Annotated in this window: 22 protein-coding genes and 1 tRNA gene; 16 read left to right on the forward strand and 7 right to left on the reverse strand. The window is 38.6% G+C overall.

Translation table 11 applies throughout. The annotated features are described in order from the left end of the window. Nucleotides 1–32: 32 nt before the first annotated feature. Together AB5935_RS03035 and AB5935_RS03040 are read left to right on the forward strand one after the other, a co-directional pair. Entirely contained in the window at nt 33–737 is a 705-nt protein-coding gene (locus AB5935_RS03035; RefSeq protein ID WP_368327322.1) for a two-component regulator propeller domain-containing protein, read from the forward strand. After that, nucleotides 712–3960 carry a two-component regulator propeller domain-containing protein gene (locus AB5935_RS03040; protein WP_368327323.1) on the forward strand — a complete coding sequence of 1083 codons (3249 nt, stop codon included), beginning with the start codon at nt 712–714 and terminating at the stop codon, nt 3958–3960. The genes AB5935_RS03035 and AB5935_RS03040 overlap by 26 nt, the downstream gene beginning before the upstream one ends. Before the next feature lie 829 nt (nt 3961–4789). Here the strand turns inward: AB5935_RS03040 and AB5935_RS03045 are convergent. Continuing rightward, nucleotides 4790–5881 (reverse strand): site-specific integrase, encoded by a 1092-nt coding sequence (locus tag AB5935_RS03045; RefSeq protein WP_244058002.1) that lies wholly within the window; start codon nt 5879–5881, stop codon nt 4790–4792. 444 nt (nt 5882–6325) lie between these two features. Here AB5935_RS03045 and AB5935_RS03050 point away from each other — a divergent pair, with 444 nt between their 5' ends. From AB5935_RS03050 to AB5935_RS03065, 4 genes are all read left to right on the forward strand, one after another. Next, nucleotides 6326–7573, forward strand: coding sequence for a site-specific integrase (locus tag AB5935_RS03050; RefSeq protein ID WP_368327324.1), 1248 nt, complete (start codon nt 6326–6328; stop codon nt 7571–7573). 7 nt (nt 7574–7580) lie between these two features. Then, entirely contained in the window at nt 7581–8372 is a 792-nt protein-coding gene (locus AB5935_RS03055) for a helix-turn-helix transcriptional regulator (protein ID WP_008674898.1), read from the forward strand. A gap of 45 nt (nt 8373–8417) precedes the next feature. Next, a complete protein-coding gene (locus tag AB5935_RS03060) occupies nt 8418–9404 on the forward strand; it encodes a phage/plasmid replication protein (RefSeq protein WP_008674897.1) in 987 nt (328 codons plus the stop codon). Nucleotides 9405–10209: 805 nt separating this feature from the next. Further along, nucleotides 10210–10827 (forward strand): hypothetical protein, encoded by a 618-nt coding sequence (locus AB5935_RS03065; protein ID WP_008674896.1) that lies wholly within the window; start codon nt 10210–10212, stop codon nt 10825–10827. Between the two features lie 301 nt (nt 10828–11128). Here AB5935_RS03065 and AB5935_RS03070 read toward each other — a convergent pair. Next, nucleotides 11129–11203, reverse strand: a tRNA-Pro gene (locus AB5935_RS03070). 471 nt (nt 11204–11674) lie between these two features. Here AB5935_RS03070 and AB5935_RS03075 point away from each other — a divergent pair. From AB5935_RS03075 to AB5935_RS03105, 7 genes are all read left to right on the forward strand, one after another. Then, nucleotides 11675–12919: a site-specific integrase gene (locus tag AB5935_RS03075; RefSeq protein ID WP_038610988.1), complete on the forward strand. Its 1245-nt coding sequence runs from the start codon at nt 11675–11677 to the stop codon at nt 12917–12919. Between the two features lie 2 nt (nt 12920–12921). Then, on the forward strand, nt 12922–13707 hold the full coding sequence (locus AB5935_RS03080; RefSeq protein WP_038610985.1) for a helix-turn-helix transcriptional regulator: 786 nt from the start codon (nt 12922–12924) through the stop codon (nt 13705–13707). 51 nt (nt 13708–13758) lie between these two features. Beyond that, nucleotides 13759–14754 (forward strand): phage/plasmid replication protein, encoded by a 996-nt coding sequence (locus tag AB5935_RS03085; protein WP_038610981.1) that lies wholly within the window; start codon nt 13759–13761, stop codon nt 14752–14754. Nucleotides 14755–14989: 235 nt separating this feature from the next. Continuing rightward, nucleotides 14990–15310 carry a type II toxin-antitoxin system RelE/ParE family toxin gene (locus AB5935_RS03090; RefSeq protein ID WP_008674893.1) on the forward strand — a complete coding sequence of 107 codons (321 nt, stop codon included), beginning with the start codon at nt 14990–14992 and terminating at the stop codon, nt 15308–15310. 8 nt (nt 15311–15318) lie between these two features. After that, nucleotides 15319–15639 carry a HigA family addiction module antitoxin gene (locus tag AB5935_RS03095; protein WP_007836307.1) on the forward strand — a complete coding sequence of 107 codons (321 nt, stop codon included), beginning with the start codon at nt 15319–15321 and terminating at the stop codon, nt 15637–15639. A 475-nt stretch (nt 15640–16114) separates the two neighbouring features. Further along, complete coding sequence (locus AB5935_RS03100) at nt 16115–16318, forward strand: hypothetical protein (protein ID WP_007836306.1); 204 nt, start codon at nt 16115–16117, stop codon at nt 16316–16318. Nucleotides 16319–16429: 111 nt separating this feature from the next. Then, nucleotides 16430–16558 (forward strand): SEL1-like repeat protein, encoded by a 129-nt coding sequence (locus AB5935_RS03105; protein WP_227191478.1) that lies wholly within the window; start codon nt 16430–16432, stop codon nt 16556–16558. Between the two features lie 403 nt (nt 16559–16961). Here the strand turns inward: AB5935_RS03105 and AB5935_RS03110 are convergent, their stop codons facing one another. Both AB5935_RS03110 and aroB read right to left on the reverse strand, forming a co-directional pair. Continuing rightward, nucleotides 16962–17822 (reverse strand): AraC family transcriptional regulator, encoded by an 861-nt coding sequence (locus AB5935_RS03110; protein ID WP_038610978.1) that lies wholly within the window; start codon nt 17820–17822, stop codon nt 16962–16964. A 272-nt stretch (nt 17823–18094) separates the two neighbouring features. Next, a complete protein-coding gene (gene aroB / locus AB5935_RS03115) occupies nt 18095–19156 on the reverse strand; it encodes a 3-dehydroquinate synthase (RefSeq protein ID WP_038610975.1) in 1062 nt (353 codons plus the stop codon). 97 nt (nt 19157–19253) lie between these two features. On the opposite strand from aroB, the gene AB5935_RS03120 reads away from it, so the two are divergent. The 3 genes from AB5935_RS03120 (at nt 19254) to cls (ending at nt 24161) form a co-directional block, all read left to right on the forward strand. Continuing rightward, entirely contained in the window at nt 19254–19658 is a 405-nt protein-coding gene (locus AB5935_RS03120; protein WP_007845871.1) for a hypothetical protein, read from the forward strand. Nucleotides 19659–19733: 75 nt separating this feature from the next. Beyond that, nucleotides 19734–22631 carry a TonB-dependent receptor gene (locus AB5935_RS03125; protein WP_007836292.1) on the forward strand — a complete coding sequence of 966 codons (2898 nt, stop codon included), beginning with the start codon at nt 19734–19736 and terminating at the stop codon, nt 22629–22631. Between the two features lie 93 nt (nt 22632–22724). Beyond that, on the forward strand, nt 22725–24161 hold the full coding sequence (gene cls, locus AB5935_RS03130) for a cardiolipin synthase (RefSeq protein ID WP_007836290.1): 1437 nt from the start codon (nt 22725–22727) through the stop codon (nt 24159–24161). Here cls and AB5935_RS03135 read toward each other — a convergent pair. From AB5935_RS03135 to AB5935_RS03145, 3 genes are read right to left on the reverse strand one after another with little or no spacing between them, the layout of a single operon-like run. Further along, nucleotides 24130–24690: an RsmD family RNA methyltransferase gene (locus AB5935_RS03135; protein ID WP_007836288.1), complete on the reverse strand. Its 561-nt coding sequence runs from the start codon at nt 24688–24690 to the stop codon at nt 24130–24132. The two genes, cls and AB5935_RS03135, sit on opposite strands and share 32 nt — an antisense overlap. Then, nucleotides 24681–25499, reverse strand: coding sequence for a DUF3822 family protein (locus AB5935_RS03140; RefSeq protein ID WP_007836286.1), 819 nt, complete (start codon nt 25497–25499; stop codon nt 24681–24683). Before AB5935_RS03140 ends, AB5935_RS03135 begins: the two co-directional genes overlap by 10 nt. Before the next feature lie 2 nt (nt 25500–25501). Next, a complete protein-coding gene (locus AB5935_RS03145) occupies nt 25502–26188 on the reverse strand; it encodes a hypothetical protein (RefSeq protein ID WP_008656262.1) in 687 nt (228 codons plus the stop codon). Between the last annotated feature and the right edge of the window lie 82 nt (nt 26189–26270).

Genomic DNA, 26270 nt, shown 5'->3' on the forward strand with positions numbered 1-26270 from the left:
TATAACTTTGCAGCGTTAAACCTAATACTGATATGATGAAAAAGAACTTGCTCCTGATTTTGATGTGTTTTGTCTGTGGGCTTGTATATGCGCACGACGGATTAAACTTTAGAAATCTTGATGTGAAGTCCGGGATTTCGGATAATTATGTACGGTCTGTTCTGCGCGACCAGTATGGCTTCATGTGGTTTGCCACGCTCAACGGTCTGAACAGATACGATGGTTATCAGTTCAAGAAATACACAACGACCCAATTAGGGGCTTACAACAATGACATTGAATCTATCGCAGAAGATGCGGCAGGCAATATTTGGATAAAAGGTCCCGTCAGTTATTATATCTACGATCGGGAACAAGATAAATTGGAGAACAAGATACAGCCTGTCTTAAATAAATATGGAATAACGGGAGAGGTGAGCTATCTTACTGTCGATAAGGATTACAACCTGTGGTGTACCGTGATGGATACGTTGTTCCATTATGATTTTGCAAAGAGTAAGTTGCATACCTTTCAACTGCCTGGAAAGGAAAAAATGCAACAGGTTGTTTGTCGGCGTTCGTGTGCCTATCTGCTCTTCTCGAATGGAGAAATAGCCCGCATCGATTCAAACTTTCAACATATCCGTCCGGAAACACGAAGAACCCTCTCTTCCGGTTTGCAATATAACCTTTATATAGATACGGTGGACAGGCTTTGGTTTTACGCTTCGCATGCTTCGGGCTTGCAATGTTTATGATACCAATCAAAAACAATGGATAGATTACGTGGGTAGGCAGGAAGTGACAGATGCGTTGATAACTGCCGTAATGGATGACGGGGACGGCAATTTATGGATTGGAACGGATGACAAAGGAGTTTATATCAGTTACAATCAAGACAAGCAATTGGTGCGGATAAACAAGAAATCAGAGAATCCTTTTTCATTGGCCGACAATCATATCAATTGTTTTTTCAAAGACAATCAGAACACCATGTGGGTAGGAACGGGCAAACAGGGAGTATCTTTTGCCGCTTTGGATAAAATAGCCTTCAACACTTGTTTCTTGCCGGAACAGGAAGACGTGAAATGCTTGCAGGAAGACAAGGAAGGAAACCTGTGGATGGGGTTCGATGGAGAGGGGCTAATCCGACAGGATGCGGGCAAGGCCTCTTATACGCGCTTTAAAATGAAAAAACACTCCATCCCTTCCGATTTGATTATTTGTTCGTGTCTGGATGCCAAGGGCAGGCTTTGGTTCGGAACTTATGGAGGAGGAGCTTTTTATGAACAAGGAGGAACGTTCATTCCCTTGCGTAATGCCGCTCCCGCTTCATTGAAATACATCCGACGCATAGCGGAAGATGCGAACGGAACCATTTGGTTCGGTACGTTTATGCAAGGATTGTATGCCATGGATGCCGATGGGAACTTTACCGCCTATACGATGGATTCTTCCATCCTCCAAACGAACAGTATCATGGATCTGGCTTATTCGGGAGGACGTAACCTGTATGTCGGAACCAGCAGCGGACTTTATTCCATGGATATCTATACGCGAAAGATGGTTCCCCTAACAGGGAATAAAGCTGGGACTCAGTCCTTGCCCGATTCTTATATCACCTGTCTGTTTTATGACAGTCGTGGATTGTTGTGGATTGGTACTCGTACCGGAATGACTGTTTTTGACGAGAAAAAGGATGGAATGATACACCTTTCTATAGAAGACGGGCTGTCGCACCAGTGCATTCGTGCCGTGACGGAAGACAAGTATAAGAACATTTGGGTGGCGACCGATCATGGAATAACAAATATTTGGGTGGCGGCCTCTCCGACGGGAAAGTCTTCATCCTACTTGTGTTACCCCTATTTTGAAGAAGACGGTATTGGCGATATGACTTTTAACTCACATTCCATTACCTGCACCGGGCAAGGGGAAATCCTGATGGGAGGCATTGGCGGATATTTGAAAATAACTCCCCGGCCAACCGACTTCTACAATCGTTCCGGGAATCCTGTTGTATTTACCGACTTGCTGTTGGCGAATCAGAAAATGGAAGTCGGTTCCCGTACTTCCAACGGACGCATCCTGCTCCCCAAAAACATTCAGCTATTAGAGGAGATAACCATGGACTATTCCGATAGTAATTTTGCGCTGGAGGTATCGTCCATGGATTATCAGAATCGGCACAAGCAGCAATTTGCCTATCGCTTGGGAGAACAGGAGGAATGGGTGAAGCTGGAGGGAAACCGCATTCATTTCAACCGTTTGTCTTACGGGACCTTCCGATTGCAAGTAAAAGTGTATGAGCCTAACGGATACGACAATCCTGTATCTTCTTTACTTATTCACGTCCGTCCTCCGTTTTGGCTTTCGTTGCCGGCGTATGGGTGTTATGCGCTGATGGTCATTTTTCTTTTCCTTCTTATATTAAGGAATACCCAAAGAAAGCACAAACGCTTGATGGAACAACAAAAGCATGAGATGGAGATAACGCAACAGCATGAAATGGATGAGGCGAAGATGCGTTTCTTCACCAATGTCAGTCACGACCTTCGTACTCCGCTGGCTTTGATTATCACTCCGCTCGAAAAGTTGCTGGCTTCGGAGTCGGCCCGAAACCTGAAAGCAGACTTGGAGCTGATTCATCGCAATGCGGTGGCTTTACTGGACGAGGTCAATCAGTTGCTTGACTTCCGAAAACTGGATAAGCAGAAAGCCCAACTCTCTCTTTCATACGGTAACCTGTCGGATTTTGTCAAAGAGACTTGCGATTCCTTCAAGGAACTGTCTCTTAAAAACGGCATACAGTTGGAGTTAAACCTGATGGATGCCGATATCAGCATGTCCTTTGACCGAAACAAGATGCAACGCATTTTGCTCAACCTTCTGTCCAATGCCGTCAAGTACAATCGGGAAGATGGAAGCGTGGTGGTTACGGTCGATAAAATACGTGTGTCGGAAAAAGAACATGTACGCATACAAGTGGCCGATACAGGCATTGGCATCAAGGACGAGAACAAGGAAAAAGTGTTCGACCGTTTCTTTCAGGAACAGCACGCCGCCACAACGTATGTAGGCAGCGGCATCGGATTGCATATCGTTAAAGAATACGTGACCTTGCACCAAGGTACCATCCGGATAACCGATAATCGGCCGCAAGGAAGCATCTTTGTCATTACCTTGCCTGTCGTGGGCGGGACGAATGAGGAAAGGCAGCTTTGCCACGGCTCCCAAGAGGAAGGCATATCGGTTCTTGTGGTGGAGGACAACGACGATTTCCGCCGTTTCCTAGTGGGATGCCTGAAAGAACACTATCAGGTGTTCGAGGCTTCCAACGGCAAGGAAGCACTTGAGATCCTGTCGCAGCAGTCTGTACAAATGGTAATCAGCGACGTGATGATGCCTGTCATGGACGGGCTGGAATTATGCCATGCCGTCAAGACGGACATCCGGTTCTCGCACATCCCCGTCATCCTGCTGACCGCCCGCACCGCCGAAGAACATGTGTTGGGCGGATTGCGCGAAGGAGCCGACGACTACATCACCAAGCCTTTCAACCTCGACATCCTATTGTTGCGGATTCAGAAGTTGCTGCAATGGACACAGAGCAACCATGAAAAGTTCGGCAAGATGGAGGTATCTCCATCCGAAATAACGATTAGCAGTCTGGATGAACAATTAATAGAGAAGGCTATCCGCATTGTGGAAGAAAATATGGATAACTCAGAGTTTTCCGTTGAGGAGCTCAGCGCGCAGATAGGTATTAGCCGGAGTGGTCTATATAAGAAGTTGATGTCTATTACGGGGAAGTCTCCTTTGGAGTTTATGAGAATCTTACGTCTTAAACGCGGAAAACAATTATTGGAGAAGAGTCAACTCAGTATCTCTCAAATAGCTTATCAGGTGGGGCTGTCCCCCAAGCAGTTTGCCAAGTACTTTAAGGAAGAATATGGATGTCTGCCATCAGAATATAATTAGTGTTTACCGAATAAATAATAATAATTGGATACTATTTCTTTATGAAACGTATACAAACTGCTAGTGCCAAGGAGAAATGATAATGTCAAAACTTCATTTAAATAACAGACATCTATTCAATGCTGAAGTACAAAAAAATGTCGTTTTGAAAGATTAAAACTAAAGGACATTGTAGCAAAATAGGCGAATATAGCCAGTTGATTATCAATGAAATTTTCAAAGTTTAGATAAGAACTAAGCAATCAAACACATTACAATGCTGGACGGGAATGTGCTACTTTGTCAAGAACATGATAAAGATAGAATCTCTTCAGAAATCTTAGCCTTGCTCTAATCGAATTTGAGCAGGTTATCTTCACCGTCATCATAAGAGATTATGTGATTGCATCTCTGCTTGGTTATCATTTAATACCTTTCATTTCTATAAGGTAAACCTACACAGATATTGGATTCACCTTCATCGTCTCCAGATTCAGAAACAGCCCGTAATGTTCCAGCATTCCGTTGCGAAACATCTTCCATAAAATATTGCACCCGAGTTGCGTCAGCGTGGAGTTGATGAACAGCCCTGAATGGGATTTGCTACATTAATTAGGAAAATATGAAATAAGGTTTATCAAAATTGCCTGTTGAACCTGCTGTAGCACCTGCTATTGCCAGTTAAAATTACAATCAGGGAAATTGCAGATAAACAAAAAAATACTATCTTTGCAGTGTAATAAAAGTGTTCTTTAGACTTAATGCAAAACATGACAAATATACGTAGTTCGCTCGTTTCTAAATCGTTACCTATTATAGTATAGATATTTTCCAATTGTCTGTATTTCAATTAGAAAAGAAAACTTGAATGTCTTGCAACATAGGTGGTAACTTCTGCCGTAATGCCTAACTCCTTTGCAAATGCTCTTAATTCTGTGTTAATCTGATGGCAGATTTTGTGTACTCTATTATTCTGCTGCATAGGTGTAACATGACGCTTATTATGAAGTATGGGGAACAGGTAACCTGTCTGACGTTGATATAAGCTATATTTCTGAATAATCTGTTTGGCTCTGTCTGTCAGCATTAAGTTTATGCTCCCATGTGTCTTTTGTCTTTGATAAAGCAATCTATCTTCTATGATATTCGTTTCTGTCAAGTGGGCTATATCCACAAACGAGATTCCACCACAGAGGTAAGAGAACGTAAATATGTCTTGTGTAAATTGCCGCATTTCGCTTGCTTGACTGCAATCTGCATCTATGATTTTAAGAATATCATCTTTAGATAACGCTCTCTTGGCTGTCTTGGTATTGAAGCGGCTTAGTTTGTATTCTATGAATGGATTTTTATCTTTGCTGACAACTTTAGCTTCAATGGCTTTGTTAAAAGCTGCTCTCAGACTTCTAAACTGATAACTGATAGTAACATCGTTGTTACCTTTTCTCTTCATCCATTTCTCAAACTTTTTGCAAAATTCCACATCAATATAGCTAAAGGTATAATTTAATTTCTTTCCTTTATTGAAGTTCTTTAATGTCCTGTACGAATTGAGATAAGCATAGCTTGTACCTATCCTGCCATCTTCTTTCAGTTCTTTTATCAAAGACAAGTAGAACTCTTCCACTGTTTGGGCTTTGATGTTTTTGCGTTGCTCATAGACTAAAGAAGTTGCTGTAAACTCTTCTTCCCTTGATAGCTTTTCTATTACCTTAGTTTGGTATTCAGCTTTGACCTTTAAGATAATGTTTTGGATTAGTTCCTTGTTAGGGCATTTGGGCTTTGGCTCTCCTTTAGTAAAATCCCAATATTGAGGATTCACAGATATGCCCAAACTTTTCATTACCCTTTTTCTGTCTTGCGTAATTCTTAACATCAAAGGGTGTTCACCATTGGCAAGTGTCTTGCTCTTGAAACAAACAACTGCAATTGTTACGCTCATAATTTTACGGTTTACACAGCGGTTTACACAACTACCCTTGCGAGGGTATGTTTGGGAGCATATAAGCAAAAGGTGCAGAAAAGCAAAAAGGACTGACAATCGTTTGATTATCAATCCTTTTCTACCAGTCGGGGTGACTGGATTCGAACCAGCGACCACACGCCCCCCAGCTGTTGAAAGAATATTTGTATTCATTGGTATTGGGTTAGAAATCAGTGGTACAATACCTTGTGAATGGGGTGATGTGTTGTATCTATTGAGATTAAGTGAGATGAAAAGTGTAATAAAAATGTAATCGAGAGGTAAAAAACACCTTGCATGGACAGGTGGAAAAGTAGTCGAACTACTTGGCTTTCAGTCTATGATTTCTGCAACTAAATGAGTATATTTGTATCATCCTAAGGTACTTAAAGCAGTAGGAAAGAACAATTAAATAATTTAGTTATGGCAAGATTCAATATTATCGCTTACAGGAGTAATCAAAAGAAAGATGGGAGCTATCCTATATATTTAAGGGTAACTAAGGACGGTAAAAGGATATATATAGATTTAGGGGTAACTACTCAATTAAATCAATGGGATAAAAGTTCGGGACGATTCAAAAGAGATAAAAGATTGAATCCTAATTATATAAAAGATAACAACCTTTTGAACCACTACGAAGAACGCATAAGTAGTATCTTAAGAAAGTTTGCAGAGGAACGGGTTGATTGGACTTTAAACTTGTTTAAGGAGCAGTTTTTAGGTATGTCAAAACAGGGGAAGGTTTATGACTTCTTCCTTACCCAAATTGAAAATTTGAAGGCTACGAATCATCACGGGAATGCTAAAGCCTATGAACGTACACTCCATGTAATGGGGAAATATGACGATAAAATAGAGGAGCGTTTATTTCCCGAAATAGATATCAAATATGTGAATGCGTTTAATGTAGCCTTGGAGAAAGACGGTTGTTGCGGTAATACACGAAAATATTATATGAAAACCCTGCGTGCTGTATTAAATAAAGCTATAAAAGAGAAAGAGGCTTCTGTTAGCACCTACCCGTTTGGAAATGGTGGTTTTGAAATTAGCAAGTTGGAGGAAGAAACGCGTAAAAGGTATTTGCTGGCAGAGGATTTGGACTTGATTAAAAACTCTCCACAAGAAAATTTCACTATGGAATATACACGGAGGCTGTTTCTGTTTTCCTATTACTGTTTTGGTATCAGCTATGTGGATATGGCTACATTGACAACGCATCATATAGAAAAACTTGAAACAGGTGAACATATTGTTTACAAGAGGCAGAAGATAAAGAATCAAAGGGGAGTAAAATCTATTAAAATACCTCTGACTGATACAATAAAAGAACTGATAGAATGGTTTAAGCAAAAAACGCCTCTTGTTGGGGATTATTTAACACCTATCATAACAAGGGATTACAGTGGAGAACAACTGTATAATCACATTCGTTCTCGCTATGGACGCTACAACAAGAACCTAAAGAAATTAGGGGCAGCGTTGGGGATTGAATGTCAGAAATTGACCACCTATGTAAGTAGGCATACAATGGCTATGACATTACAGAGTAACAAAGTTCCCCGTGAAGTAATCAGTCAAGTAATGGGACATAGCAATCTTGAAACAACAAATGTATATCTTGACAGCTTCGAGACGAGTGTAGTGGATGAGGCTGCAAAACTCCTTTAAATAAATAATGAGAATAGAAACGGATATGCCTTTAAGCAGCTTAATAGAAAAGCTGCTTAGAGGGGAAGCAGCAGAATTCCATGATGAGGATTTTCGTACCTATGTGGATAGTAAGATGGGAAATAACCATGAGTTACTTCAACAGGCTTTAAACGAGATAGAGGATGCCATAGATAATTGGAAGTGTTCCTACTTCATTTCAGTATATGATGAAAGAGTGAATGCCTATCGGACGGGTACTACCCAATGGACTTCACAAGATTTGGATGATTTGTTTGTGGAGGAAGAGTGTTTACGTAAAGAGGGCAAAATAGCTTTGACGGTTGATTACCTCTATGATGAAATTGAGAAGATAGGCTTTGTAAACGAACATCATTGTGATGCAATGGATATGGCGCGTCTAAATAATGATATAGACTTCTTAAAGTCCCAATGGGAAGATTTAGCTTTGGCCCAAATAAAGTCGTTAGAGGGAATTGTAAAGCAAATGCTGAGTACAGTGTCAATAGAACCTAAAACCGAAAAACAGAAGAGCAATAGACCCGAAAAACAACCGATAGACCCTCCTGAGGTATTTGGGGTTGATGTGTGTTGTGAAATAACAGGTTATAAAAAGAATACCGTCTATAAGTTGATACATGAAAATCAAATACCGTGTTTCCGTCCGGGTGACAATGGTAGAAAAGTAATGTTTCGACGTGAGGAAATATATCAGTGGATGACAAAACGAAAACAGGAATCCACTCAAGAGTATATTGAGTTCATGGATAAACGTCTGTTAGCTCGTAACAGGAAATAATAACCCGTAATTATTAGGGAATTTGTATATACAAAAGGTGAGGCTATGTATGATACGGTTATATTGATATTGAAAAAAGAGGATATAGGTGATAAATATAAATGGCAGGCAATTCTCCAAAACATTTATCAGACCTGTGAGTATAAAAAAGTAGAGGGTGGCTGTGGCTATACAGGTGGTTTACGTGTTTCTGTTACAGATAAGCGTATTAGGATAGAAGGGAGTCTCTCTAAATATTACTATGGAAACAATATTAGGAGTTTGACATTAGAACATACGAAGGAGGCTCTCAAACGATTAAGACGAGAACTTAATGTTCCTATGGACAAGGCTGATGTTGTTGAGGTGGATATTGCAGAAAATTTTGAAGTTGAAAATTCTCCCGAATTATATATATCCAAAATGCAGTCTTTGGGGACATCCCACCCTAACAAGTGGAAAGGTACGACTTATTTCCCTATAAGTGGTTCCATGCTTCGCTTTTATGATAAGGGGAAGGAATCCCGGCAGAGGGGCAAGCGTCGCCATAAGCGAGAAAGCTGCCCTCTGCCGGAGAGGGAAAGAAAGAACTTGTTGCGTTATGAAATGAAGTTTAAAAAGGCAAAAATAAGACAAGTGTTTGGACGTCAGCTAAAAGCCTGTGATTTGTATAACAAACAAGTCTTTTGGCAATTCATTGCGGAATGGTTTGGTGCTTATGAGGATATAGGTAAATTATCTGACAGGCTCTTTGATGTAAGTTTTGAGCAAATAAAATCCACAAAAGATATGGAGGATTGGTGTATCTGTATAGCTAACAGTGTTATCGCACTTCCTAATTTCATAAAAGAACAGTTATTCAAAAACAGAGAAAATCCAAAAGATACAGATTATCAATCCCATAAAAGGATACAAGACCGTATGAAAAAGGCTCTCCAACACTTTGAACAATATATGGGACAGTCGGAATTGATAATAGAACTGACGAAAAAGATTGAGGACTATCTAACATGGAAATTTACGGAATCCCCCGATGCGTATGATAAGAATTAAATAATAGCCCAAAGGCTTTCACTAAATAGAGTGTCTGTAAGGAGCAATACGAGATTCTAAATACAGATGCGGAACCTTGTGCCCAATTAGGCAGTAAGATTTCAATAGAGGGTTGTAAGAGGAGTATAAAAAGTGATAAGACTGTTAGTGTACAGTCGATAGAAACAATGCAAGTTGCCATCAAAGAAGAGTAAGGGTTAAGAAATCTTCGTTATATAGTGATGAGTCTTGTGATGACAGGGTACAATGCTATAGAGGTCTTATGATATAGGAGTGGAAATAATCGTGCATCACCTAAAAAGAGTGGAATAAAATCGAATGTTAGGTATGCTTGGATTTACATGTATGATGATGAGGCTGTTTAGAGGTGTCTGCAAAAGTTTAGACGTCCCAATGTGCAAACGCCTCATCGGAGTTCTCTCCCTAAAATCTTGTGAACTATCAATAAATGAGTAAATTTGTTCCACGACATCCCTAAAAACGTTTGTAGAACGCTGAATTTTAGTTATATTTGTCCCGCTAACAGGTTAAAGACCTGTTGGTGACATATTAATTAAAGGAAGCGTTTAGCTTTATCCCGTATTTAGAAATCTGGACAATTTCGAACCACACGGGGATAGACGATACAAACGCTCATGCTAATCTTGTATATATCAGTGATATATATGGCTTGGCGTGGGGTGTCGTTTTATCTCGTGTGGTGGGTTTGTCCAGAACCTCTAAAGGCAGATAATTCTAACAGCCTCACGCTATCTTTTTATATAAACCTTTCCTGTTGGGGCTGTGGAAAGCAAATCGCAGTATTATGAAAAAATTTCTTGTAATATGGATTGTTGCTGCTGTGTTAATAAGCTGTAACAGTAAGAATGTACATCAAGAACCTGTACCAACAAGTGGAGAACTTATTGATATAGGAGTAAGATTGATTAATGCATACTCCACTTTAGTTAATTTAGGGGGTGAAGCAAATGTCAGCCCTGACAATCTTGAGGCTGTCTTAAAGCATTACGAAAACAAATATTCCTATTTCAAAAAGAATGATTCGATACCTTTAGGACAAGGAATAAGGTGTGAAGCTATGACAGCAGATTCAATATCATTCAGTTATTGGGCATATCATGTAAAAGATTCCATCCAGTTTTCAATCACAATCCAAGCTCCCTTGTTTATAGGTAAAGGTGAACCGTTGGCTTTAATGGACTCTATAATCGACAAATCATTAGATTTGAGTTTAATAGGAATGTATAAAGACATGTATGAGATTTCAGACCTTACTTATTACATTAAGGGAAGCAAATCTCATCCAATGTATGGGAAACTATGGGGAACAGGTTGTATGATAACAGCACTCTATAGTAAAGGGTTAGAAAAGTCTTATAATGAGTTGAGAACGTATTGTAAACGATATAATCGAATGCAATAATTAGGGCTTCTAACGGAGCGTATAAGATAGGGGTAGGGCAATAGTTGTCCTACCCTGTTTGTTATATTAGGTTTGTTTCTAATAGAAGAGTAAAAGAACCTATGCGCAAACAGGGAGTGTGGTTGCGTATGAGAAAAATTATTAGGGGTTAGGAAACATTAACGGTCAACTAAATACAAATCCTATTGGTATCACAATTTGTATTGGGTTGGACTAAGTTATCCGAAAAGTGTAATCAAAAAGTAATCGCTACAAATGAAAAGGAGTTAAGTCATCAACTTAACTCCTTGATAATCACCAGTCGGGGTGACTGGATTCGAACCAGCGACCACACGCCCCCCAGACGCGTACTCTAACCGGGCTGAGCTACACCCCGAATTGCGGATGCAAAGGTAGTGCTTTATTTTTAATCTGCAAATAAATTGATTGCTTTTTATTTGTTGTATTCTATGGTATGTTTTGTATGGTCTTTATTATTAGTGTTTTATGATGGCTTTACTTACTGCTATTTAGAATTGTTTCTAAACAATACTTTAATTGCTTAAGGCTTTTGTTCTGTTCGGCTATTTGTATTTAGTCTATCGTCTTTTGTATGGAATAGGATTATTTTACCCTAAAACTTTAATCAAACTTTAATCGAAGATAGATACAAAATAGGAATATATCTTGCTACTACATTTCTCATTATTAGTATGGGGTTGACGTATATTGAAAGAAACTTTCCGTGTGTTCATTGTTAATAAATCTTAATAGGTTAATTTTACTCGTCAAAAATTTAATCGTGGATTGAATTTTTACGTTGCACTCATAGAGAACTGTATTATTAATTAAAAAAAGAAAGAAGATTATGGCAAAGTTTCGTATTGTACTCCACACGAGTAACAAAAGAAAAGATGGGAGTAACCCTGTTTGTTTACGCATCACTAAAAGAGGTAAACTAAAATACATTGATTTAAAATTGTCCGCCTTTGAAAATGAGTGGGATACAAATGCGGACCGATTTAAAAGGGACAAACGAGTGAACCCCAACTATGAGTCGTATAACAACTGGTTGATTAGTTGCGAGGAACGTAAAAATGAAGTGGTGAATAAGTTTATGAAAGCACAGGTGGATTGGACACTAAACCAATTTGAAGAAGAATTTTTGGGAATTTCGAGACAAGGAAAAATCTATGATTATTGGGTGAAGCAGGTGGAGGATTTAAAGTCTACAGGTCACATCGGTAATGGAAAGGTTTATGAGCGTGACTTGCACCTGTTTTGCAAATATGACTCTAAGGCAAAAGAACGTTTGTTTTCAGAAATAGACGTGAAATACATCAATCGCTTAAATATGGCTATGGAAAAGAATGGTTGTTGTGGAAACACCCGTATGCACACTTTAAAAACATTGCGTGCAGTAATCAATAAAGCCATTAAAGAAAAAGCAGCCTCAAACAACACTTATCCGTTTGGCAAAGGTGGTTTTGAAATCAACAAGCTGGCGGAGGAAACGGCAAAACGCTATTTACTGCCAACAGAATTGGAGTTGATAAAGAACTCGCCTCAACAAAATTTTGTATTGGAGCGTGCCCGTCGGATATACCTATTTTCTTATTATTGTTTAGGTATGAGTTTTGTTGATATGGCAAACCTGACAACAGACAATCTTGAAGTGTTGGCAACAGGAACGCATATCGTGTATAAACGGCAAAAGACAAAAAATGCCAAGAATGTAAAACCGATAAAAATATTCGTTATTCCTGCCATAGAGGAGCTATTGGAATGGTTTAAGGCAAACACACCTCAAACAGGCAAGTATTTACTTCCTATTATTACTAAAGAGTATGATGGCGAACAACTGTATGAGCATGTGCGTTGCCGATACAAACGTATTAATGCCAATTTGAAAAAAATGGGTAAGACTTTAGGAATTTCATTGAACTTGACAACTTACACAGCACGACACACAATGGCCATGACTTTGCAAGGCAATGATATTCCCCGTGAAATAATAAGCCAAGCCCTGGGACATAGTAACCTTACGACAACGGCTACATATCTTGCCAGTTTCTCTACAAGTGTTTTGGATAAAGTCGTAAAAATATTATAGGTATGTTTATTCATTATGGAATGCCTTTGGGCGACTTGATAAACAAGTCGCTCAGAGGGGAAGCAACAGTCCGTGAAAGTTGGTTGGTTGTTTATGTGAAGCGATTGACGGATGGGGATAAAGGAAAACTCCGACAGGCATTAAAGGTAGTTGATGCAGCTATTATTATGTGGAAAAGCAAATATTTTATTTCCTTATACGAAGTAAAGGTAAAGTCTGTAGTTCAGGGAGAATTAAAGATGAGTAGTCAAGAATTGGATGATATCTATAATGAAGAAGCCTACTTACAGAAAGAGGGAAAAATTATTTTAGCAAAAGATTTCCTGTATGGTGCAATAGCAAAGTACGGTTTCATTAATGAACATCATCGTGATTCTGTGGAAAGCGCATGGTTGTATAACGATATGGAGTTTTTAAGAAACGAGTGGGAATATTATGTTTTGGCTCAAATAAGGTCGTTACGGGAAATAATTTGTACTATGCTGGGAACAGTACCGTCAGAGGGTAAAGGCGAAAAACAGAAGAACAATAGACCTCTAAAACGGATGGAAGATTATCCGGAGGTATTCGGCATTGATATTTGTAGTGAGTTGATTGGGCAGTCCAAACATACAATTTATAAGTTGACAAGTCATAAGGAGATACCTTGTTATCGTGCGGAAAGTGGGCGAATACTAAGATTTAGGCGTGATGAAATAATAGCGTGGATGATTGCTAAAAGGCAGGAAACTAAGCAGGAATTCATTGAAAGTATGGAGTTGGGATTTGCTGCTCGTCTTCGTAAATAGTTAATAAGTTCAATTTTGTATAACATTTTAAATACATTTTAATTCATAGCCATGTATGACAAAATCAAATTAATGCTATATGACCTGCCAACAGGGTACGACTGGCAAACAGTCCTGCAACGTACAGTTGTAAAGGACTATTTTGCTAATGGTACGGGTGGTAAGGGGTATTGGCTTGGACGTAGGGTCATAGCTACTGAAACGTATGTGTCATTTGAGGGCAGTCTTCCTAAATGTCTATGGGGACATAACTTAAAGACCTTGTCATTAAGGCTGGTCAAGTGGCTTATAATGAAGTTGAGTAAGGACTTGGGTGTACCTATGTATAAGGCAGTGGTGGAGTCTGCGGAGTTTGCACATAACTTTAGCATGACAGAGCCTCCTATTATGTATATGCAGAAGTTGGATGCCATGAAGAAATTTAGACCTAATGAGTGGAATGGTACTAAGTACATAGAGGACGAAGAAGTGCGTTGCAAGTTTTATGATAAGATACAGGAGGCAAAGAAGAAGCGTGAGTTGCCTAAATATGGAAGAGAGAACTTGCCGAGGAACTTATTGAGGTACGAGGTAACATTTGGCACCAAAGGACTGAATAGGTTGTTTGGCAGGGATATAGTAGCAGAGGAACTTTGGAGTAAACAGGTATTTTGGACGCTGGTTGCAGAGTGGTTTGGATATTATGAGGATATGGTGAAACTGCCTAATGATTGTTGGGATGTGGATTACCGTATTTTTGAGAGCGCCAAGGACTTTGCCAAGTGGTGCATTTGTATAGCAAATGCCGACCAAAACCTGTCTTATTATGTAAAGCACGTCCTTTTTAAACTTCGGGAAAATCCGCAACCAGCCGACCGTGTCCTGCATGGGCAAATACAAAAGAAAATCCAAGAAGCGTTGGAGTGGGGCAAAAAACATTTGGCTCTCCCTAGCCTGACCTTGGAACTGACAGGCAAAATAGAACAATATCTTGCTTGGCTGTTGGAGCAGTCGGCAGACAGGATGAGCGTCACGGAGGAACAACGAATATTCAATGCCGCCTGTTAATCCTCTTCTTATTCAAATAAGACTTGGTAATCATCAGAGAGTGTAAACTTCACTTCCTAAGTTTATTCTTCAGATGATTACCAAGCCTTATCTTTTAAATGAGGTGTCTATTGGGCGTGCACGGCCAAAAACTTATCTAACACAATAAAAGTACTCGGCAGGATATAAAAATAATTCGCTAATATTGCGAATTGTGCAAATATGTGTTATCTTTGTGTCATCAAAGAACGGTTATATGAACGTAGAATTTGAAAAGGAATATTTGGCAGAACTTTATGAAAAAGGAAAAACTGATGATAAGAAGCATCGTTTCCAACCTCAAATAGTCAATGGTTATTTGAAGTGTGTCAAAGCTCTACTAAATGCCTCTCGAATGGAAGATTTATATCAGTATAGGTCTTTAAACTATGAAAAGTTGAAAGGTGATAAAAAAGGACTTTCTTCTTTACGCATCAATGACCAATACAGATTGGAATTTAAGGAAATCACCAATGCGGGTAATCAAACAATCATAGAAGTCTGTTCTTTGATAGACATTACAAATCATTATAAATAGGAGGAACTATGGGTATAGCAACAAATAATTTGCAGTCATTCCGTCCCTATCATCCGGGTGAATTGATAAAGGAAGAATTGGAATGTAGAGGCATAAGGCAAAAAGACTTTGCAAAGAGATTTGGCTTGTCTTATTCTGCCTTAAATGAAACATTAAATGCAAAACGTCCGATAACTACCGAATTTGCCTTGTTTTTAGAGGCGGCTTTGGGTGTCAATGCCGATTTGCTTGTAAGAATGCAAACGGATTATAATATACAGGTAGCACGAAAGAATAACTCCTTGCGTGAAAAGCTAAACAATATAAAGAAAATAGCTGCCGTGTTTTGAAAACAGTTCTTGGTATGATATTATAGAAATAAAGTTTTTAACGGGGTATTTAAGATAAGGTGGGGCAAGCTGCTCCACCCTTATTGTTTGCTCCTCTAAGAGTGTAAAAAAGAGTTCCTTTGTACTCGAAAATACTTGTTTAATAGATTGAAAATCAGTAATTCAATAAAAATTAGCACAAATATTTAAATCTCGGTCATAAATTCTTCGTTATATTCATGCAACTTATAAAAAGTTTGGTATGAGAAATCAATTGTATTTGTGTTGGAATAGTTATCTTATACGTGATGCTCCTAATTGTATATCAGCGTGTTATTGTAAAATAGTTAGTGATATACATAAGTAAGTTATAATATTAAAAAATGAGATTATGGAAAACAAGGAAGTACAGGCATTAGATTCTGAATATCTTTTGTCGTTAATGAAACAGGCTAATACGGATAAGGATGCTGCATTTGAGTTAGGAAAGTAGTACATGAATGGCACAAAAATTCCTCAAGATACCCGAAGAGTACTCTTTTATTTTCAACAGGCTACAGATTTGGGGCATTCTGAGTCACAAATGATAAGTGGATATCTGTATAAAGTAGGAGCATGGGATTTGAAGCCAGACCCTTTAAAAGCTGCCGAACTCTTTGTGTGTGCGTCAATGACAAACCCCAGTGATGAAATTGTATAGTGGGAAGCTATAAATTTATTCTTATATGGTGGTATTGGAGGAACACCTCTAAATGAATATAGAGGTGTTAGTCTGTTGGTGTTTATGAGCCAATTGGAAATTCCCTATGCAATGTATTTGTTAGGTAAGGCTCATGAAAACGGTTTATGGGGAGTGTCTAAAGACAAAGACGAGGCGATAAGATTATATCGTGAGTCTGCGAATTTAGGGTGTACTGCTGCTATGCTATTTCAGCCTTAAAAGAAGAGCCTTTTGTGGTGACTGAACAATAAGCAGAGAGGAGGTGATTATTTGCTTTACCACTTATTTAATGTATTTGGAAAATTCTTCAATGCAATAATGCAAAATCCGCATAATAAAAGGCAATAGTCGGATAAAATAAGCCAAGTTTCCCGAAAACCTTATTCGTAAGGTATCCGCAGGTAAAAAATAGGGAGTTAAGTATTTATTTAACTCCTTGATTTATATATTATTGTAATTTTATTATCGGTAATCTTATTCAATTTCCCCAGACGCGTACTCTAACCGGGCTGGGCTACATCCCGAATTGCGGATGCAAAGGTACGGCTTTTTTGTATTTGCAAATATTCTCTGTACTTTTTTACATTAAAAGTACATCTTTTTATGCAAGGTATTGATAAAACTAATAAGTCGATTCCCTATATTCAGAGGGAGACATATTGGTGTGTCTTTTAAAAAAACGACCTAAAGCAGACTGGTTCAGGAACTTAGTTCTGATTGTTATTTCCTGAATATTAAGAGAACTGTTTTTCAATAATTCTTTTATCTCCAGTAATGAATAATCTATAATCCAGTCCTTAGGAGATTTTCCACTGGTTTCTTTAACTACTTCAGACAAATATTTGGAAGAAACATGAAGTTTGTCGGCATAAAAGATAACCTCTTTATGTTCTCTGTAGTTATCCATCATTAGCGTGTAGAATCTATGTGTTAAATCTTCTTTACGTGTTGTACTTGTATTATTTCTATGATTGATATAATTTTCAAAGTCATTATATAAATCTAGGAATATAATTCTTAGCAGAGCTATAATTGCTTCTCTGGAAAAACTTTTGGGAAGTTTGCTCCGACTCTTCAGTAATGCATAATAATTCATGAAATACTGCATCTCTTGTTCCGGCAAGGGATAAAGGAAACGAGATTTCATGTAAGAGAAAAATTGAGGAGAAAAACTTCTGATAGTTTTTATTACATCATAGAAAAATGTGTTTGAAAGTGTAAAATAGTTTGTTGTGAAATTAGTACTTGTCTCTATGACTGAGACTAGCAATCCCGGCATAAAGACAAAAACATCATGTGGATGTATAGTATATTCTTGAGAATCCATTCTTATTTTAGCATTTCCTTGTATACAGATTCCAATAGTACATATAGGGGTATAAGAGGGGCAATCTGTAATGGGCAATGTTGATGCATCAGATTGCATGCAAAATTCATTCTCTAATATATCTTCTCTATTCTTTTCAAATTCCTTATATAACATTTATACCAACCAATTATAGTGCAAAAATAGGATTTCTGAAGCATTGAAAAGTTGATCAATGGTATTTAGGAACAATTTTACGGAAAAAAAGCACTTTGTATTTGTCTTTTTTAAATGATAAGCTTGGTTTTTTAACTAATATATCATAAATACTCTAATTTCTTGATTGTTAAAAGTTTGCCTGAGCATAATTGGGGATAAATAAAAGATGTTTTTTATTGTATCGGACAGATGGAAAGATTGTACAATCTTTCCATCTGTTTAAAGGGGGATCAGCAACCCATGGATTCACGATAAAAATCCAGCATTTCAAAAATTTCGTCTTTACTTGCCGATTGGTTAATCTGTATATCTCCTATTTCAGTTAATAGGGTGAAATTAATGATGCCTGCTGAGTTCTTCTTATCATGTTTCATGAATTCATAGAGGTGTTCATATTGTTTGCAATCAAAAGGCATAACTCCATAATGTTCTTTGATGAACAAGATGGTTTGACGTAGCTTGTCTTTGGGAAAACCTGTTTTGATGTGGGAGAAATAAAGTTCACAAACTATCCCCCATGCCACAGCGTAACCATGTAATATAGGATGCTGTGTCTCTAATGCCAGACTTTCGAAAGCATGCCCTACGGTGTGTCCCAGATTTAAAGCTTTGCGGATTCCTCTTTCAAAAGGGTCCTGTTCCACTATATTTTCTTTAATCTGTACAGATTTTCCGACTAAAGTCTGTAAGACCTTGTAATCTATATTGTTGAAGTCAAATCTCAGCAATTCTATCCAATGATCATGGGTGCTGATAAGACCATGTTTCAACATTTCAGCGTATCCGGACAATAGATTTCGAAGATCCAGTGATTTTAGAAAATCAGCGTCAATCAATACACTTTCGGCAGGGGAGAAGACTCCGATCTCATTCTTTAATCTGTTGAAATTGATTCCGGTCTTGCCTCCTACAGATGCATCAACCATAGCCAGTAGCGTGGTAGGAATATTGATATATTTGATCCCTCGTTTGAAAGTTGATGCGGCGAATCCTCCTAAATCTGTAACCATCCCTCCACCTAAATTGATAAGTAACGAATGACGGCTTGCGCCTTTATCTCCCAACTCTTTCCATACATATGCCAATGTTTCCAAGTTTTTGTGCACATCTTCGGCCCCTATATAAATAAAATGGGCATTTTTAATACAATCAAATCCAGATAAAACAGGAATGCAAAGTTTACGCGTATGTTCATCAGCCAAGACAAATAATTTGTCATGTGGGCATTGGGTTATTGCCTTATTGAGATTTTCTTCTAAGTTATGGCAGATAATAACTTCTTGTTTACTCATATTTTCTATTATTTGCCTGCAAATTTAGGTAAAAAAGCAAAAAGATGACCGTTCTTTGCTTACAAATAATTACTTTTGTACGTTAAAATATAAAATAATGAAAGGAATTTTACCGGTTTATTGTAGGACGATGGGATATGTTGTTCTGTTGTTGTCTGTTTTCGTACCGTTGCTCATGTTTATGTTTGGCATGATAAATGATAGTAACTTGTTGTTTACAAAGGCTTCTATCAAGTTACTTATCTGGTTTTCTCTGTTTATGATCTTCTTGGCAAAAGTGAAGGATGAGAATGAGAAGATTTCCCGAATACGTGTCAAGGCTATTTGTTATGCTATTTATTTGCTGGGCATTTATTATATTGTAATGTTGGTCAGAGGAGTATATAATGGAAATCTGGAAGAAGCGGATAATTCCATTGCTATAGTTTATATGGCTTTTAATGTTATTTGTCTGGAATTTGGCGTACAAAAAAGCCGGGTTGACCGATTATTTAAGAAATAAATACATTTTTCCGTTAAACCTTTTGTTGACAAGAGTGTCCAAAGGACATTAGGCATTAAAATTTCAAGGAAAAAAATGAAGAAGTTAATATTATTGTTGTTACTGGTATGTACCTGTGCAACTCTCTCTTGGGCGCAAAGTGGCAAGCGCATAACCGTGACGGGATCTGTGATTGATGGTGATGATAAAAGCCCGGTTGGACAAGCTACCGTACAATTACTTTCTCTACCCGATAGTACAATGGTGGTAGGAAATGTTACCAATAACAACGGAGTATTCTCTATTGCCGCCCGTCCGGGAAAATATGTACTTAAAATTTCATTTGTAGGTTATCTTACTCAGGAAAAATCTTTGCAGCTGACAGCTGGTAAACCGAGCGTTAATATTGGAACGGTCACTTTACCTACCGATGCTATCATGTTGGGTGAGGCAGTTATTGTAGCCGAGGCTCCGCAAGTAACCATTTCAGAAGATACTATTGGTTATAATGCTTCTGCTTATCGTACTCCTGAGGGGGCAATGTTGGAAGAGTTGGTGAAAAAACTTCCGGGAGCAGAAATAGATGACGATGGTAATATCAAAATCAATGGTAAGGAAGTAAAAAAGATTATGGTAGACGGCAAAGAGTTTTTTGGTGGCGATGTGAAGACCGGTTTGAAGAATCTGCCAGTCGATATGGTGGAAAAACTGAAAACATATGATAAGAAGTCCGATTTGGCACGCATTACGGGTATTGATGATGGTGAGGAGGAAACAGTGCTCGATTTGACGGTAAAGAAGGGGATGAATCAGGGTTGGTTTGGAAATGTGGATTTGGCGGCCGGTACGGAAGACCGTTATGCGGGAAGAGCTATGATAAACCGTTTTTATGATAAAACTCAATTCTCTATTATTGGTTCCGCCAATAATGTGAATGATCAGGGATTTTCGGGAGGAGGACCTCGTTGGAGGCGTAACAATGGATTGAACGCAACTAAAATGCTAGGAGCGAATTTTGCTACAGAAACAGAAAAAATGGAAGTGGGAGGTAGCATGCGTTACAACTATCGTGATGCGGATGTAGTAACAGTAGGATCTTCACAGCGTTTTTTGCAGTCGGGGGATTCTTATTCCAATTCAAACAAAGCCGATCGTAATAAAGTGACTGATTTCAATGCGGATTTTCGTATGGAATGGCGTCCCGATTCAATGACCAATATTATTTTTCGGCCGAATGTTTCTTATAATAAAACAAAAGGGACTTCGGCAACAGAATCAGGAACTTTTAATGAGGACCCTTACCAATATGTGGTAAATCCCAATGATTATCTGAACTTTAACAATATAGGTACCGATGACCCGTTAAGGGATACTCGTATTAATGCTACCAATGAACACAATTTGTCAAAATCAAATAGTTTGTCGGCTAATGCAACTTTACAGCTGAATCGGAAACTGAATGATAAAGGACGTAATATTACATTCCGTGGTTCGTTTGGATATGGAGATGATGACAGCGATCAGTATGCTCAATCGGAAACTCGTTATTATCAGATAAAGAATTATTTAGGAGGGGACTCCATTGAATATCGTAATCAATACATTACGATGCCTACTAAAAATTATAATTATACAGCACAATTTACTTATAGCGAACCTATAGCACGGGCTACTTTCCTGCAATTTAGTTATAGATTCCAATATAAGAATAGCAAGAGTGATAAATCGACATATGATTTGGGGTATCCTTGGAATATAAATGACGGATTACCCGAAGACTATGAAACTGCTTATGTAGATAGCTTGAGTAAGGATGCTGAATATAAATACTTTAATCATGATATCTCTTTAGGACTACGATTTATCCGGGAGAAATATCAGTTGAGTGCCGGCATGTCCTTACAGCCTCAAAATACGAAATTGTCCTATAAGAAGGGAGATTACATGACTGATACCACAAGAACGGTATTCAATTTTGCTCCGAATCTGGATTTTCGTTATCGCTTCTCTAAGGTAAGTCAGCTGCGTATCACTTATCGTGGGCGTAGTAGTCAGCCTAGTATGGAAAACCTGCTGCCGATTGTCGATAATTCCAATCCGTTGAATATCCGTGTGGGTAATCCTGGTTTGAAGCCTTCGTTTGCCCATACCATGCGTTTGTTTTATAACACTTATAATGCCGAGAAGCAGCGTGGGATAATGACCCATGTAAATTTCACTGCTACTCAGAATAGTATCAGTAATAGTACGATATATGATGAGAATACGGGTGGTACTACTTCAACTCCTCAGAATATCAATGGAAACTGGAATGCGTTTGGTATGTTCGGTTTTAATTCGGCTTTGAAGAATAAAAAGTTTACTATAAATTCTTTTTCTCGTGTTAACTACCGGAATCAAGTAGCGTTCTTATACAATAAGGAAACATTGCATGATGATAAGAATACGACTACCGGCTTGACTTTGGCGGAGAATCTGAATGGGTCCTATCGGAATGACTGGTTTGAATTTTCATTGAATGGTTCTATTGAATATACAGCGGAACGTAGCAAGCTGCGTCCTGAAAAGAACCAAAATCCTTATACATTCTCATATGGAGCGAGTACCAATGTCACTCTACCATGGCAGATGACATTGTCTACTAATATCACCAACCAGTCCCGTAGAGGATATGATGATGCCAGTTTGAACAATAATGAACTGATTTGGAATGCCCAAATAGCACAAAGTTTATTGAAGGGAGCAGCAACTGTTAGTTTTGAAATGTATGACATTTTAAAACAACAGAGTAATATCAGCCGTTCTTTGACTGCAGATGTACGTTCGGTTACCGAATACAACAGTATCAATAGTTACTGTATGGTGCATTTTATCTATCGTCTGAATATTTTTGGAAGTAAAGCCGCTCGTGACAAGATGATGAATAGCCATAGGGGATTCGGTGGTCCCGGTTTTGGTCCCGGTCCAGGAAGACATGGCCGGCGTCCTTTTTAAATGAAACTATATCTTAATCTTTTCCCAATCTATATTGTTATAGGTTGGGATTTTTTTTATAAGTTTGCTTATAAGTAAATTACTTGGAATTATATGGTAGAGTGGAGTATCTTTAATGAAATCTTTGCTGTTGCTTTTAACGTGCTTTATTTTGTGATTATCATCGGAACTATCTTTATAGTGATACTTGATAATCGTAATCCTGTTAAAACAATGGCATGGGTACTTGTACTCTTTTTCCTGCCCATTGTGGGGCTTGTATTCTATTTCTTTTTCGGCAGAAGCACACGTAAGGAGAAATTGATCAGCAAGAAAGGGTTCACCCGTCTTATAAAACGTCCTATGGCAGAATACCAAGCGCAAAAGGCGTTTAAGTGTCCTGATGAACAGTACCAGTTGATGCGTTTTTTCCGGAAAGTGAATAATGCTTTGCCCTTTGAAGGAAATGCGACGGAAGTTTTTACGGATGGTTATTCCATGCTGTATTCATTGATGAAAGAAATCAGTAAAGCAAAGCACCACATCCATTTACAGTTTTATATTTTTGAGGATGATCCGGCAGGCAGGCTGCTGCGCGATGTGTTGATAGATAAAGCGCGGCAGGGAGTAGAAGTGCGTTTACTATACGATGACGTGGGCTGTTGGAAAGTTCCCCATGCTTTTTTTGATGAAATGCGGGGAGCAGGTATTGAAGCACGTAGTTTTTTGAAAGTTCGTTTCCCTTTATTTACCAGTAAGGTAAATTATCGTAATCACCGTAAAATAGTGGTAATTGACGGTCGTGTGGCTTATATGGGAGGAATGAACATTGCTTTGCGCTATATGAAAGGCTTTCCATGGGGGATATGGCGGGATACTCACATTAAGATAGAAGGAAAAGCGGTATATGGGTTACAGACTGCTTTTTTGACCGATTGGTATGTGGTAGACCGTACTCTTATCACTTCCTCCCGTTATTTCCCCGAAGTTGGAATCTTTGGGAAGGCTCTGATACAGATTGTTACTTCCGATCCTGTAGGCGAATGGCGGGATATTATGCAAGGGTTACTGATAGCTATCAGTAGTTCCCGAAAATATTTTTATATACAAACCCCTTATCTGTTGCCTACCGAACCTATTCTGATGGCATTGAAAACGGCAGCTTTAGCAGGTGTGGATGTTCGCATTATGATACCGGCACGTGCCGATACGTGGATAACACATTTAGGTTCGTTATCTTATTTGGATGATATCATGCGTGCGGGTGTCAGGATTTACCTTTATCAGAAAGGTTTTTTGCATTCCAAGTTGATGGTTAGTGATGATACTCTCTCTACGGTAGGTTCTACTAATATGGACTTCCGTAGCTTTGAGCATAATTTTGAGGTGAATGCCTTTATGTATGATCCGGCCTCAGCATTGATGTTGAAGGGTATTTTCCTGCAAGACCAGAAGGACGCTATCCTGTTACAGAGAAAAACATGGATGAAGCGTCCTTGGTATCAAAAAGCACAAGAATCTATTGTTCGGTTGCTGGCACCATTGCTTTGAAGAAAGAGAAGTTCACACTGCCATATACACGGCGCTCAATAAAATGGGGATTATCCTCGAAATGGTTCTCTTTGCCATGTTCCAATACCAATAATCCGTCTTCCTTTAAAATCCCGCTTTCGAAAATACGGGTGGGGATACTTTCCAGATCTTTCAAGGCGTATGGAGGATCGGCGAAGATGAAATCAAACTGCTCGCTGCATTTGTCTATAAATCTAAAGACATCAGCACGGATAGGAAAACATTTGTCAGTCTTCACTTCACGCATCACCTGCGAGATGAAAGAAAGATGCTGGGGATCTTTTTCCACTGAGATAACCCGGTCACAACCGCGTGAAACCAGTTCTATACTGATGCTGCCCGTACCGGCAAAAAGGTCCAAAGCTGTAACTCCGTTCTCGAAGTCAAAATAATTATTACTTAATACATTGAAAAGGTTCTCTTTGGCAAAATCCGTTGTTGGACGTGCCTTGAATGTATGAGGCACGTCGAAACGGCGCCGTTTGTATATACCGCTGATTACTCGCATAATAATAAGGTTTGCATGTCAAAAGGTATCTCTTCTATTTTACTTATCTCGGAGCGGTTGAATTCCGCTTTGGGGTTGATGACGAATACCTGACGCAGATAGTTGCGCAATTCTTTCAATAATTCTTCTTTGTCCTCTAATTTTCCTGTCAAGTGCAGTTCGTCTTTTTCCTGATTATAATTTAATTGTTGCCATATATATAATAGGTAATACACACGGTCTGTGGTTTGTTTGCATGGAAATGAGTTAATCAGTAATAAGTTGCCCTTATCAAAACAAAAAACTTCCATTTGTTGCTCGCGTATGTGTGTGTATAGTTTCCGGCTGTTGCCCAACCGGCTTTTCCGGGCGAAATATTCAGTCAGCGGGCTGGCGGTGGAGAAGTAACGAGCTGTAGGAAAATGTTCAGTCAGTAACAAATGGGTATGTTTGTCTATAGCAAAAAGTATTACCACATTACTCCTTCCCAGAACATTGCAAAGTACAATCTCGTTATTTCCTTTAGGAAAATTATGATAGAAAACAGTATCCATTTGTTCGTCTTCGAATAATTCTAAAGGAACAGGTGTGAAACGGGGGGAGTCATACAGAATGTTAACCCGTTTATACGGATATCTTAGAGTTTCTGTCTCGGTTAACATTTCCTTTAGATTAGCCGTCATAGAGTATCCGGTATTGACAGGATACGGAACAAAGCAGAAATCATTATCTGTCAGTGGGTTATAGATAGAAAAAGAAAATCCATCCGCACTGAGGCGGATGGATAATGTATATTGTTCCGATTTTGTAAAATCGATACGTTCAGTCATTCTTATTCCCAGTTACCTGCGTTATTGTTAGGCTGTTCGATATCACCCACTCTTAAACCGCAATATTTGCCCAGTTTGGTTTGAAGGTCTTTAAGGTTAGCCAATTCTTGAGCATTCAAACCACCCAAATATGTTTCATACGGAGTTTGAGCTTGGAATAAATGCAAAGGGGCACCTGATTTTGTTGTATCGTTACGGATAACCATTTCAAACTGTGCACCATTTCCGAAAGGAACATATCTTAAAGAGTCTGCATTGAATCCCGGAGCATAGATTGTATCTGTTACGGCAACCCATAAAGTATCACGTTTGAAGTTCATTAAACCTTCTTTTTCAACTTCTTTCCAGTTACCAGTTTTTTTGGCTTTGTTGATGATTGCCATAGCTTTCTTTTCAGTCATGCCAGCTTCCAGTTGCGTATCAGACAAAACTCCTTCTTTCTTTACAAATGGAAGTTTTGCAGTTTTGACGAAATCAATCAAGGTGTCGAAACTTGCAGTGTATTGTCCGTTGTGCAGGTTGCGGTATTCCAACTGTGCCTTACGGATGTCAATTAAGCGTGCAATAACTTGTTTCTCTCTAGCTTTTTTAGCGTCATCGAAGTTAATCGGTCCCATGATACTGCCGTAGCAAACGTATATCAAACCGATAACGCAAGCAGCCAATACAATATTAATAACTGTTTTCATGATAAATATGTGTTTTTTTTAGTTTATATTCGCATCGCAAAAATAAAACAAATAAATCTAATAACGCACAGTTCAAGGAACT

The sequence above is a fragment of the Phocaeicola sp. RTP21198st1_B8_RTP21198_201120 genome (assembly GCF_040929485.1).
GTDB lineage: Bacteria > Bacteroidota > Bacteroidia > Bacteroidales > Bacteroidaceae > Phocaeicola > Phocaeicola dorei.